The organism is Clostridium beijerinckii (assembly GCF_008705175.1).
GTDB classification, from domain to species: Bacteria; Bacillota; Clostridia; order Clostridiales; family Clostridiaceae; genus Clostridium; species Clostridium beijerinckii.
The window spans coordinates 3,461,017-3,473,594 of record NZ_CP043998.1 but is presented as its reverse complement, the minus strand read 5'-3'; the positions used below and the strand labels follow the sequence as shown (position 1 = coordinate 3,473,594).

Below are 12,578 nucleotides of genomic sequence, written 5' to 3'. Positions count from 1 at the left end.
TTATAATATGTGAAAAACTTTTGCCTGGAGCCAATATATCAACATTAAGTTTTTCATATTATAATAGGTCTTTGCATCTTCATTTAGATATTAAATGTAGAGTGGAGCGAAGAAATTATGAAATATGAAAAAGCACAAAATATATTGCCATATAATATAATTGAACTAATTCAAAAATATACAGATGGTGGATATATCTATATACCAAGAAAAAATGAAAACAAAAAATCATGGGGAGAAAATACTGAGACTAAAAGATATCTTAGTGCAAGAGATAAAGAAATTTTTAATAAGTATTCATCTGGAATGTCCGTTAAAATTTTAGCTGAACAGTATTTTTTAACTGAAGGTAGTATTAGAAGAATAATAAGGAAACAAAAAAATTCTACTTAAATATAAGAGAAAAGGCATATTTTTCACAGTCATTACTATGGAGAATATGCCTTTTTTCAGTATGATTATAAACATTACAGATTTATTCTTAAACTTGGTCTTCATATTACATGATGATATCATTTATTATGAGGACACAAGGAGATGTAGAATATGAGTATTTTAACAATTGAAAACATGAGTCATTCATTTGGCGATAGAATATTATTTAATGATGTATCTTTTAGGTTATTAAAAGGAGAGCATATTGGACTTATTGGTGCTAATGGAGAAGGAAAATCGACTTTGATGAAAATCATTACTGATCAGATATTACCAGATAAAGGTACTATTGAGTGGAATAATAAATTCAGCATTGGTTATATGGATCAATTGGTTGATTTGAAAGAAGGAATTGATGCGTTAAATTTCTTAAAAGAAGCATTTGCTAATTTATTTAATATAGAAAGTAAAATTAATAGTTTATATATTGATATTCAAAATATGAGTGAGAAGGATATGGAAAAATCTTTAAATAAAATTGCTATTATGCAAGAAATATTAGATAAAGATGATTTCTATAGCATTAATTCTAAAATACAGGCAACTGCAGTAGGTCTTGGAATTAAGGAACTTTTGGATAAAGATGTTTCAACTTTAAGTGGCGGGCAAAGAACTAAGATTTTACTCGCTAAATTACTTTTGCAAAAGCCAGATATTTTATTACTGGATGAGCCGACTAATCATTTGGATGAAGAGCATATTGAATGGCTTAAGAATTATCTAGCAAATTATGAAAATGCATTTATATTAATATCACATGATAATGCTTTTTTAAATAATGTAGTAAACGTAGTTTATCATCTTGAGCACAAAGTATTAACAAGATATGAAGGGAATTATGATTATTTTATTAAACTATACGAAATACGAAAAGAACAGAGATTGATTGAATATAAAGAACAACAAAATGAAATAGAAAAGCTTGAAGATTATATAAGAAAAAATAAAGCAAGAGCCTCAACTTCAAAGCAAGCTAAATCAAGAGAAAAGAAACTTAATAAGATTGAAAGAATAGAAATAAAAAAAGAAATTATAAAACCTCATTTTAATTTTAAAACTGTAAAAATGCCAGAAAGTATAATCCTTGAAGTAAGCAACTTGATTATCGGATATAACAGACCTTTAAGCAAACCTTTAAACTTAAAAATGAAAAGAGGACAAAAAATTGCAGTAACAGGAGCTAATGGATTAGGAAAGACTACTCTGCTAAAAACCTTACTTGGAATGCTAAAACCTATAAATGGTGAAATTACTTTAAGTGAGCATAGAAAAATAGGATATTTTGAGCAGGAAATTGCATGGAATAGCACTAATTCAGTTTTATATGATGTTTGGAGTGAGTTTCCTCACCTAACTCAAACGGAGGTAAGAAGAGAATTGGCTAGGTGTGGATTAACAAGGCAGCATATAGATAGCCCCATTAATATATTAAGCGGAGGAGAGCAAGCCAAAGTCAGGTTATGCAAACTTATTAATGAATATACAAATGTATTAGTATTAGATGAACCAACAAATCACCTAGATATTAATGCTAAAAATGAACTAAAGCGTGCGTTAAAAGAATATGAAGGAAGCATGATTTTAGTATGTCATGAATCGGAATTTTATAAAGATATTGCTACAGATATATGGAACTGTGAAGAATGGGGGTGCTTTAGAAAATAATATTACATTGCGGATGTAATTCTATAAGAATGTATAAAAAGAAACCTTAAAAATAGAGCGTTTAGTATCTATTTTTAAGGTTCGTCCTATTTATATATAGCATTTATTTGTGATTTATTGGTAAATAAAATTATGAAAAAATCCTAAGTCGAATTAATTTTGATTCTGCGTAGTTTTTTTCATTCTTGAATCTTAGAAAAGTACTTATTAGTTGAGATGCATTAATTTAAGGAGAACTAGTGAATTGATATGGTTGTACAGGGAAGTTTCGTATAATTAAAAATTTTCTACTGTAAATAAGAATAGTATAATCGGAAGCTAATGGAATAAATTTCGACAATTTATATTAAGCATTATTGATTTTTTTGCATGAATATGATAATATTTCTATATATTAGGTAAGTGTATTTATAAAAAATAGAACAATTGGAAGCGATGAAAAATTCTCTATATCTGGGCACTTTGAGAATTTGGAGCTAGTTGTGCAACCGACCAATTAAAACTTAGTAATCCATAAACATATTAAGTTTTTGTTGGTTTTTTATTTTTTATTAATCATTTTAATAAATATATTGTAATAATGAAATTATATTTAAGATCCTAGTATTAAGATAAGGGGGACAATAAAATGACGTGGCTTAATAATTTAAAGGTAGGTAGAAAATTAGCGATGCTTATAATTTGCTCTTTAGTAGGATTATTTGCAGTTGGAATAACCGGTTACTATTTTTTACAAACGTCTAGTAAAAGTATGGAGGTCATGTATAGTGAAAGACTGCTATCTAGTGAATGGCTTAGTGAGTCTAGAGTGCATGCAAGGGCTATATCAGCTGACATTTTTAGAATTATGGTAACTACTGATAAAAATGAAAATAGTAATTTAACAAAAGATATAAATACTCGTGCTGAAGAATTTAACAACTATATGGCTCTTTATAAAAAAATGAAATTAGATGATTTTGAGGCTGATAAGATCAGTAAGATTGATAGTAATTTAGCTAAATATAGGGAAGGAAGAAAAGTCGCACTAGATTTAGCCATTGAAAACAAAAATCAAGAAGCGTACGAATACTATGAGAAAAACGTTGAATCATATGCTGATACTTTCTTAGCTGATTTAGTTGAACTTGGAGAACATAATAGACAAATTGCTGAAAAAATAAACGCTCAGGATAAAGCAAATTTAAAAATTGCAACAGCAACATTTATAAGTATTGTTATTATAGCTTCAATATTAGCAATTTTATTAGGAATACTAATAACAAAACGTATCACAAAGAGATTAAATGACTTTGTAGTATACATGGGTTCTTTATCACAAGGTGATTTTTCTGTAAAGATAAAAGAAGAAAGTCTTAATGATAAGAGTGAATTTGGTGTTGTAAGTAATGCGATAGATAAGATGACCAAAAACATTATTGAACTAATAAAACAATTAGGAAATACATCTGAGCAGTTAGTATTATCATCTGAAGAGCTTACAGCAAGTGCTGAGCAATCAGCAGATGCATCAAATCTAGTTGCATCCGCAGTAACAACAATGGCACATGGAGCAGATGAGCAATTTTCTTTTGCTAATAGTACAAACAAAGTGGTTGAAAACATATCTAATAAGATAAATGTAGTATCTGAAAATACAAAATCTGTTTCATCGTTAACAGATAAGGCAAAAATATCAGCAAATGCTGGCGAAGAGGCTGTAGTGAAGGCAATGAACCAAATGGAAATAATAGAGAAAAAGACTAGTGAAACATCGCATATTATAAGCGAGCTTGAAGAGAAATCAGTGAAAATTGGACAAATACTTGATACAATCCAAGGTATATCAGAGCAAACAAATCTTCTAGCATTAAATGCGGCAATAGAATCTGCAAGGGCTGGGGAAGCCGGGAAAGGTTTTAGTGTAGTAGCGGAAGAAATTAGAAAGTTAGCAGAACAATCACAAGAGGCAACTAAAGAAATAGCTGGAATTATTAATGATGTACAAAACAAAACCAATAGTGCAGTTGCTGTTATGAATGAAAACTCAAAAGAAGTTAAAACAGGAGCAGATGTCGTTGATGTTGCAGGAATAAGTTTTAAGGAAATCCTTCAAATGATAATAGAAATATCTAGTCAGATTCATGAAATATCATATTCTATCACTGAAGTAACTGTAGGAACTAAAGAATCTGTTGATTCAGTAAATAATATTAAAAACATAAGTAGTAATATAGCTGATGAGACTCAAACAATATCGGCAGCGGCTGAGGAACAATTAGCATCTGTTGAGGAGATAGCTTCATCTAGTAAACTTCTATCTCAAATGTCTGAAGAGTTAAGATGGATTATAGCTAAGTTTAAAATATAGGATATCTATTAATTGTGAATAAGAAAATATACCTTTGTAGTATTATATTAAATTAGAGGGAATGCTTTTTATTATTAAATATAACTAGTGAAATAAATGTTTCTGTATTCAACTAAGACAAAATTACAATTATAGAGGAATTAATTTTTGGAAGGAAAAAGCGTTTAGAATTATTCTAAGCGCTTTTTTTGCATCCTAATCATAGTATTTTATGGTGCTTTATAGATTCATTGAACTTTAAATTAATATTTATTTGTCTTATAATCTCTGGCACGTTTACTAATATAGTAAGTATGGCGCCAACTATATAAAATATTTCATTTTCATTATTTGGCATCATAAACACCTCATTTACTTTTAATATATTAGATACACTTAAGAAATGTTAAACAATATACACAGAGAACAATAGAAAATTAGGTTATAAAACAGATGTGGAATTATTAATCCAGAAATATATAATTTTCATGCGTTCATCATATTAAGTAATTACATTTGAAGTTCTGAGGTTATACATAGAATATATGTAAATAATATGAATATTTTGGCCGCAACCTATTTATGTAACAAGTGATACATAAATTTTACTATTTAGGGGTTATACTAATAAAAAAAGTAAGGAGGGTAAATATTTGGAATATTTAAAAGAAAAAGAGATGATGATTAGTAGAATGAGACAAGCCTTATGCAAAATTATGGACGATGAAGGAAATTCATTAGATAGGGAGGTGATTAGTGCGTGTAGAAGATTAAACTTTGCACTGAATGAGTACAATGAATTGCTAAGGAGAACAATTAAATAATATTCTCTTATATGGAAAATTGTCAGAGTGGTTTAATGGGCTGGCTTACTAAGCTAGTGAGTGTAAAAGCTCCACAGGTTCGAGTCCTGTATTTTCCAACAACTTATATTATAGTTTGTAATATATGCTTATAGCGAAATGTGAATAAAGCAATTGAGGCGCTCTAGTTAAGAATTTCTAGTTTGCCTCTTTATTATTTAACTTAACTGGTTACATATATGCCCAAGTATTGAATTAATATGAAATAAATGTTGAAATTAATTGGAAAATATAATAAAATATTAACCATGTGGTAATTAATGTATTGCTATATGAAATTAAATACTATATTTTAGGGGGAATAATAATGAAAAAAATCAAAAGAATTTCTACCATATTGTTAGCTGTTATGATGGTAACAATAATGCTAGTAGGTTGCGGAACAAAAGCAACTCCGGAAGAAAGTGCTAAAATATTTTTAGATCTACTTTTAAAAGATGATAAAACTAATATGGACAAGATAGGGATGAAGGAAGAAGATTATACTGAATTTAGAAGTAGCTTTGATGATGGCATGATGATGGCCTTTGGAAATTCAGGTTTAGATGAAAGCATTCTAACAGATGATATAAAAAATTCTTTTAAGAAAGATATTATTACAGGATTAACTAAAGTGGAATATGAAGTGGTTTCTGCGTCAACAGAAAAGGACACAGCAAAAGTTCAAGTTAAAATAAAAGGGTTTGATATGAAGAAAATCACTGAAAATGGCCAGAGTGAAATAATGAAAAAAGTTACTGAAAATCCTTCAATGACTGAACAACAAATATATACAGAAGCTTTTAAGCTTATAGGGGGCAGTATGGCGTCTGGTATATTAAAAGAAGAACCACAGACAGTAACAATAACATTAACTAAAAAAGGCGGTGCTTGGTTACCGGGTGAAGATGATGTTGTAACATTAATGAAGGCAATTGCCCAATAAAGTAAAACTAAAAGCAGTAGTTAGAAGAAATTTTTCTACTGCTTTATTTATTGCTTAAAATTTATAAATAAATGTGATAAAATATAGTTGTGAAAGTTGAGCTATTTTCAATTTTTACTTTAGATCCCATTAAGTGCAGTCATTAACTTGACTGCATTTTTTATGCTCTATTGCACTTATAAGAAGAGTATGTAAAATAAATATAAAATTCACTGTTGAGTAAATACATTTAAAAGCAGTAGATTAGAAAGTTTAACTGATGCTTTTGGTTTTGAAATTATATTGCTGCTATTGCAGAAAAAATTAAAAGTATATGAATTGAGAAAGTTTTTTAGGAGAAAGTAACAGGAGTATTCCCAAAAATTATAACTGAATAGCCATAGTTAAAAGGTTTAAGAGTTTGTTCGTTTGATTGAGAATCTAGCCTTGTAAGTTCTCTCATGTATTGGTTATTATCAATGACGAAGATAATAACTCTACCGTTAGGGTCATTAATTCTAGCCGTCACAGTAGAACCTATTGGTAGATTAATATCTCGTACATTATAAATACCTTGACTTAAACTTATGGGAGCAGCACTGGTATTTTGAGCTAAATTAGTAAATGACAATAATAAAAATATAAAAAACACTATAGTAGATTTTTTCATAATATATTTCCCCTTCCATAGTATATTTAAAGCAAAATTTACTAGTGAAATAAGTTCCTTTGAAGGAGCTGAATTAAGTAATTTACTTAATAGAATTAATCATTTTAATATATTCCAACATTAGTTATGCGTAATTCATAAAAAAGTATTCAATTACTCATTAGTTTGGATAATAATTAATCACCTATATGTGAATTTATAAATAAAGCTCAAAGGACTTATATTATTTCTTTGAGCTTTATTTATAGTGATTGCAGATTGTGTTAAATTTATAATATTAGCAAACGCATAATTAATAGAGAAAGACACTATAATAAAAAGTAAGACATGATTCTAATCTAAGATAAAGAGAAGGAGGAGAATTAGATGAATGAAAATCAAATGAACCGAATACATACAGGTAAAGGATTTATTGCAGCTTTAGATCAAAGTGGTGGCAGTACTCCAAAAGCGTTACTTGAGTATGGGATTAAAGAAAATAGTTATTCTAATGAGGAGGAAATGTTTGATCAAGTACATGAAATGAGGAAGCGCATAATAAAGAGTCCAGCATTTACTTCAGAATATATTTTGGGTGCTATACTATTTGAAAACACAATGTATCGTACTATTGACAATCAATATACACCTGATTATCTTTGGAAGGAAAAAAATATTGTACCTTTCTTAAAGGTTGATAAAGGCTTAACTGAAATTGAAAATGGTGTTCAGCTTATGAAACCAATAAGTAATTTAGATGATCTTTTAAAGCAGGCAGTAGAAAAAAACATTTTTGGAACAAAAATGCGCTCAGTTATTAAGGAAGCAAATGCTAAAGGAATTAAAATGGTAGTTGATCAGCAATTTGAAATTGGTAAACAGATTGTAGAAGCAGGTCTTGTTCCTATTATTGAACCAGAAGTTGACATCCATAGCACCGATAAGGAAGAATCTGAAAAACTTTTAAAACTTGAAATTTTAGAGCAATTATCAAAACTTGATAAAGAAACAAAAGTGATGCTTAAACTTTCAATACCAACTCAAGATAATTTCTACATTGATTTAATAGATGAGCCACATGTTGTCAGAGTAGTAGCTCTGTCAGGTGGTTATAGTCAAGCAGAAGCAAACGAAAGACTCGGACGCAATAATGGATTAATTGCCAGTTTTTCAAGAGCTTTATCTCAAGGGCTCACTGCTCAGCAAACTGAAGAAGAATTTAATGCAACAATATTAAAATCAGTTAAAGAAATCTATGAAGCATCAGTGAAATAATTTATTATTATTGCATTATGATTAATCAATGTCGTAAGCTAGGTGAATATTTATTGAGGTTTGGACACTTTTCATAGTCTTAAATAATTACCTATATTTATAAAATGTCGGAATGTAGTGAAAATTAAAACAAAATAGAAATTTGTGAATTAATATGTATTGACACCATATAATAAGGTATGATATACTTCATATAACTTAGGGGAGTAGCTTATAAGCTATAGAGCCAACAACCGGCAATTAAAACTGCCTGGTTCTATACTCCAAATGGAAAGCAAGACCTTTGATACGATTTAGTTGTTACTGAATCAGATCAAAGGTCTTTTTTGTTAAATTAAAACTATAAAATCAAGATAGTGGAGGGATAAACATGGACATTTATTATATTATTTTAGTTTTACCGGCATTGGCTTTTTCGCTTTATTGTCAATTTAAAGTAAAAGGAACTTTTGACAAGTATAGCAATTATGGCAATGCTAGAGGATTTACTGGTGCAGATGTTGCAAGGAGAATTCTTGATAGAAATGGACTTTATGATGTAGCTGTAGTTCCCACAGCAGGCAGCTTAACTGATCACTATGATCCTGGAAAAAAGGTAGTGAGATTATCTGAATCAGTATATTACAGCAATTCTGTTGCAGCCATAGGTGTTGCAGCTCATGAAACTGGACATGCAATACAACATAAAGTACAATATGCACCACTTTCTATAAGAAGTGGGCTTGTACCAATTGCAAATATAGGTTCTATGGCAGGCCCATATATGGCGATTTTTGGATTAATATTTCAAATTCCTTTGCTTGCACAACTAGGAATAGTGTTTTTTACTGGGGCGGTAGCATTTTATTTTGTAACTTTACCAGTAGAATTTAATGCAAGTAAAAGAGCAATATCAGAGTTAGAATCCCAAGGAATACTTAGTTTTAATGAAATGGCTCCTGCAAAAAAAGTGCTAAATGCAGCAGCTATGACTTATGTTGCTTCTGCAATAACTGCTGTTGCAAGTTTGCTTCACCTTATATTTTTATTCATGGGAAGTAGTGATAGAGAATAATAAATTATCATGCATGGAGCGTGTTAAAGTCCATACAATACAGATTATTTGGTTAAGGTTGTAATTTGCTAATATTAAAGGAGGAAAGTTTATGTTTCAAAATAGAAAAGAGTCGCCTAAAAAAAATGGATTACCCAATAAAAAGGAGTTACCGAAATACATTATAGCAGCGCTTATAATTACATTAGTAATAAATATAGTTATAAGTTTGATTTCTCAGTCAAATCATAAACAAATTGATTATAGTGAATTTCTTACAATGGTAAATAATAAACAAGTAGAATCAGTTGAGATTTATAGTGACAAGCTTGTTATAACACCAAAAAGTGATGAGGATGCTTCAGCTATAAATAAAAAATTATATTATACTGGCAACCTAGACTATCCTCAACTTGTAGATAAACTATATAATGCAGATGTAAAGTTTACTACCCCCGTAAAAAATACTCAGTCTCCAATTATTGGTTTTATACTTTCGTGGATTATACCTTTTGCTATATTCTATATGTTAGGTAATTGGTTCATGAAGTCTTTAAGTAATAAAATTGGAGGCGGCGGAGGAGGATTTATGTCCGTCGGAAAAAGTAATGCGAAGGTATATGTTGAAAAGACTACAGGAGTATCTTTTAAAGATGTAGCAGGTCAGGAAGAAGCTAAAGAATCTCTTAAGGAGATAGTTGATTTTCTTCACAAACCTGAAAGATATACAAAGATAGGAGCTAAGCTTCCTAAAGGCGCACTTTTAGTAGGACCTCCAGGTACAGGAAAGACATTACTTGCAAAAGCTGTGGCAGGAGAAGCAAAGGTACCATTTTTCTCACTTTCTGGGTCAGGTTTTGTAGAGATGTTTGTAGGTGTTGGAGCTTCAAGAGTAAGAGATTTGTTTGCTCAAGCTGAAAAGCAAGCACCATGTATTATTTTTATTGATGAAATTGATGCAATAGGTAAGAGTAGAGAAGGTAATATAAGTGGAAATGATGAAAGAGAACAGACATTAAACCAGTTACTTGCTGAAATGGATGGCTTCGATTCTTCAAAGGGAGTTGTTATTCTTGCAGCCACTAATAGGCCAGAAGTCCTTGATAAAGCGCTATTAAGACCTGGACGTTTTGATCGTAGAGTTATAGTAGATAAACCAGATCTTAAGGGAAGAGAAAATATATTAAAGGTTCACTCCAAGAATATAATAATGGATGAAAGTGTTAATCTAAAAGAGATAGCACTTGCTACTGCTGGTGCTGTTGGAGCTGATCTCGCAAACATGGTTAATGAAGCTGCTTTAAGAGCTGTAAGAATGGGGAGAGATACGGTTAGGCAGGATGATTTATTTGAAGCAGTCGAAACTGTAATTGCAGGTAAAGAGAAAAAGGATAGAGTAATGACTGAGAATGAGAAAAGTCTTGTTGCATTTCACGAAGTTGGACATGCATTAGCTTCAGCGCTTCAGAAAAAGACTCAGCCAGTTCATAAGATTACAATTGTTCCAAGAACAATGGGAGCACTTGGATATACTATGCAGATGCCGGAAGAAGAAAAGTACCTTATGTCTAAAGATGAATTGCTAGAACAGATAGTTGTTCTTCTTGCAGGAAGAGCAGCTGAAGATCTTGTGTTTAATGAAATAACTACAGGTGCTTCAAATGATATTGAAAGAGCTACTAGTATTGCAAGACAAATGGTAACAATGTATGGAATGTCAGAAAAATTTGGTATGATAGGACTTGAATCAATTCAAAACAGATATCTTGACGGCAGACCAGTAAGGAATTGTTCAGATGAAATATCTGCTGAAGTTGACCGTGAGGTTATGAATATAATCAATGAATCCTACGAAAAGGCAAAAAATCTCCTAAAGGCTAATATGGAAGCTTTGGGCAAAATATCATCGCATCTAATTTTCAAGGAAACCATAATGGGTGATGAATTTATGAAAATTCTGAACTCAATCCAAATAGACGAGCCGGTTAACGTTTAAAGCTAAGAAAGTTTCTTGATAAAAATTTTTATAATATATATTACAAAAATAATTCTTTATCATGATCTTAAAAATATTGCAAGAATTTTAGCCGTAATTGTGAAATGTGCATTGTGAATTGGAACATATATTATGTTGCAAAAAATAAATATTCTTCAGAATATTAGAATATTTATTCTGAAGAATACTAGAATATATATTCTAAACCATATATATTCTTAAGAATATGCTGGAATAATGCCAATCTTAGAGAAAGGTATGTGAAATTAAAGCAAGGTGATGATAATTATTTAATAACCAGTTTAAGCTCATAAATTTCATTCAATATTCATAAGATATGATTAGTAATATTTTATAAATATAATAAATAACATAAAATCATGTTATGAAAAAATATGGGGGAAATAAAATGAGAAAGTTAATATCTGGCGCTTTAGTGGTAATTTCAGTATTAGTTTTAAGTCCAACTGGAGCTAGTGCTGAATGGAGACAAGATAATAGTGGATGGTGGTACTCAGAAGGAAATTCATATGCTAAGGGATGGAGAGACATTAATGGAAAGACGTATTATTTTGATTCAAATGGATATATGAAAACTGGATGGGTGCAAGATAATTATTATGAGACTTGGCATTATTTTTATCAAGATGGAGCTATGGCACATGGTACTGTAATTTATGGATATGAACTAGATGAAGATGGAACTTGGATTAAACCATCCAAGGAAGCTGAAGAAGCAAGAAATTTAATATTAAAAGAAGACAGTAATTATATTTCAAAAATGAATGCTGCATATGGCGCTAAGCTGACAAAAAGATATTTTGAAGGGAATATTAATAAGTTCATAGCTAACGATAAATGGAATCTACCAGTAGAGGATGTATATGTGTTTAGCCTTACAGGCTCTTATAATGATGAATACTGTGGATACATGGTTGGTAAGACAAGTAAAAATGTATATTGCGTGCCACATCAAGGAGGACTTTCAATATATCAAATAAAGAATAATGAAATAGTAAAAACTTATAAGTGGCTTGATAGCAATGGATATGATGGTAATTGGCGTAATTTAGACAAAGATAAATAATTTTAAGTAAAGTTGATTTTTTCATTAAAAAGTTTATAGATATATTTATATTATGAAAATCCAAGGTTCATTGGCCTTGGATTTTTTAGTATGTGCAATTTTATAATTCATGCTTAGAAAATATGCTAAGCATGAATTATAAATGCAATTACAAAATTATTAAATCATAAGCAAGTCATTTAATCATTCCATTAATATGTTATTGGTTATTAGATAAAACCTGTAAAACTTCATTTATATCTGGAAGTTGTTCTGATGGGTAAACTTTTATCTTCCTTTCTCTTTAAATTCTCTTAATATAGAATTCCCTAAACGATAGTTTTTATGAAAATTAAGAAGAAA

General features: G+C 30.0%; 11 protein-coding genes, 1 tRNA gene and 1 riboswitch. Of the genes, 10 read left to right on the top strand and 2 right to left on the bottom strand.

Features of this window, described 5'->3' with window-relative positions; translation table 11 throughout:
* Window positions 1-117: 117 nt before the first annotated feature.
* From F3K33_RS15550 to F3K33_RS15540, 3 genes are all read left to right on the top strand, one after another.
* A complete protein-coding gene (locus F3K33_RS15550) occupies window positions 118-393 on the top strand; it encodes a CD3324 family protein (protein WP_017209248.1) in 276 nt (91 codons plus the stop codon).
* Window positions 394-546: 153 nt separating this feature from the next.
* On the top strand, window positions 547-2,100 hold the full coding sequence (locus F3K33_RS15545) for an ABC-F family ATP-binding cassette domain-containing protein (RefSeq protein ID WP_039773359.1): 1,554 nt from the start codon (window positions 547-549) through the stop codon (window positions 2,098-2,100).
* Between the two features lie 419 nt (window positions 2,101-2,519).
* A riboswitch (cyclic di-GMP riboswitch) is annotated at window positions 2,520-2,603 on the top strand.
* 125 nt (window positions 2,604-2,728) lie between these two features.
* The gene (locus tag F3K33_RS15540) at window positions 2,729-4,450 is read left to right on the top strand and encodes a methyl-accepting chemotaxis protein (RefSeq protein WP_039773358.1); all 1,722 of its coding nucleotides are present in this window, start codon (window positions 2,729-2,731) and stop codon (window positions 4,448-4,450) included.
* Window positions 4,451-4,649: 199 nt separating this feature from the next.
* Here F3K33_RS15540 and F3K33_RS26420 read toward each other — a convergent pair whose 3' ends face one another.
* Window positions 4,650-4,790, bottom strand: a complete 141-nt coding sequence (locus F3K33_RS26420) for a hypothetical protein (protein WP_155715502.1) — start codon at window positions 4,788-4,790, stop codon at window positions 4,650-4,652.
* 292 nt (window positions 4,791-5,082) lie between these two features.
* Between F3K33_RS26420 and F3K33_RS15535 the strand changes: the two genes are divergently transcribed.
* From F3K33_RS15535 to F3K33_RS15525, 3 genes are all read left to right on the top strand, one after another.
* Window positions 5,083-5,253, top strand: coding sequence for a Spo0E family sporulation regulatory protein-aspartic acid phosphatase (locus F3K33_RS15535; protein WP_154861640.1), 171 nt, complete (start codon window positions 5,083-5,085; stop codon window positions 5,251-5,253).
* A gap of 13 nt (window positions 5,254-5,266) precedes the next feature.
* Window positions 5,267-5,351, top strand: a tRNA-Ser gene (locus F3K33_RS15530).
* Window positions 5,352-5,599: 248 nt separating this feature from the next.
* The gene (locus tag F3K33_RS15525) at window positions 5,600-6,217 is read left to right on the top strand and encodes a DUF5105 domain-containing protein (protein WP_039773357.1); all 618 of its coding nucleotides are present in this window, start codon (window positions 5,600-5,602) and stop codon (window positions 6,215-6,217) included.
* Window positions 6,218-6,548: 331 nt separating this feature from the next.
* On the opposite strand, the gene F3K33_RS15520 is transcribed toward F3K33_RS15525, so the two are convergent.
* On the bottom strand, window positions 6,549-6,866 hold the full coding sequence (locus F3K33_RS15520; protein ID WP_039773356.1) for a hypothetical protein: 318 nt from the start codon (window positions 6,864-6,866) through the stop codon (window positions 6,549-6,551).
* Between the two features lie 366 nt (window positions 6,867-7,232).
* On the opposite strand from F3K33_RS15520, the gene F3K33_RS15515 reads away from it, so the two are divergent.
* From F3K33_RS15515 to F3K33_RS15500, 4 genes are all read left to right on the top strand, one after another.
* Window positions 7,233-8,120, top strand: coding sequence for a fructose bisphosphate aldolase (locus F3K33_RS15515; RefSeq protein ID WP_039773355.1), 888 nt, complete (start codon window positions 7,233-7,235; stop codon window positions 8,118-8,120).
* Window positions 8,121-8,490: 370 nt separating this feature from the next.
* Entirely contained in the window at window positions 8,491-9,174 is a 684-nt protein-coding gene (locus F3K33_RS15510; RefSeq protein WP_039773354.1) for a zinc metallopeptidase, read from the top strand.
* 91 nt (window positions 9,175-9,265) lie between these two features.
* On the top strand, window positions 9,266-11,149 hold the full coding sequence (gene ftsH, locus F3K33_RS15505) for an ATP-dependent zinc metalloprotease FtsH (RefSeq protein WP_051144894.1): 1,884 nt from the start codon (window positions 9,266-9,268) through the stop codon (window positions 11,147-11,149).
* 409 nt (window positions 11,150-11,558) lie between these two features.
* The gene (locus F3K33_RS15500; RefSeq protein WP_039773353.1) at window positions 11,559-12,236 is read left to right on the top strand and encodes a cell wall-binding protein; all 678 of its coding nucleotides are present in this window, start codon (window positions 11,559-11,561) and stop codon (window positions 12,234-12,236) included.
* Window positions 12,237-12,578: the final 342 nt, after the last annotated feature.

Bases quoted from the DNA above. Each gene is read 5' to 3' on its own strand.
- F3K33_RS15525 (WP_039773357.1), top strand. From the start codon at position 5,600: ATGAAAAAAATCAAAAGAATTTCTACCATATTGTTAGCTGTTATGATG.
- F3K33_RS15540 (WP_039773358.1), top strand. From the start codon at position 2,729: ATGACGTGGCTTAATAATTTAAAGGTAGGTAGAAAATTAGCGATGCTT.
- F3K33_RS15520 (WP_039773356.1), bottom strand. From the start codon at position 6,866: ATGAAAAAATCTACTATAGTGTTTTTTATATTTTTATTATTGTCATTT.
- F3K33_RS15500 (WP_039773353.1), top strand. From the start codon at position 11,559: ATGAGAAAGTTAATATCTGGCGCTTTAGTGGTAATTTCAGTATTAGTT.
- F3K33_RS15545 (WP_039773359.1), top strand. From the start codon at position 547: ATGAGTATTTTAACAATTGAAAACATGAGTCATTCATTTGGCGATAGA.
- F3K33_RS15550 (WP_017209248.1), top strand. From the start codon at position 118: ATGAAATATGAAAAAGCACAAAATATATTGCCATATAATATAATTGAA.
- ftsH (WP_051144894.1), top strand. From the start codon at position 9,266: ATGTTTCAAAATAGAAAAGAGTCGCCTAAAAAAAATGGATTACCCAAT.
- F3K33_RS15510 (WP_039773354.1), top strand. From the start codon at position 8,491: ATGGACATTTATTATATTATTTTAGTTTTACCGGCATTGGCTTTTTCG.
- F3K33_RS26420 (WP_155715502.1), bottom strand. From the start codon at position 4,790: ATGATGCCAAATAATGAAAATGAAATATTTTATATAGTTGGCGCCATA.
- F3K33_RS15515 (WP_039773355.1), top strand. From the start codon at position 7,233: ATGAATGAAAATCAAATGAACCGAATACATACAGGTAAAGGATTTATT.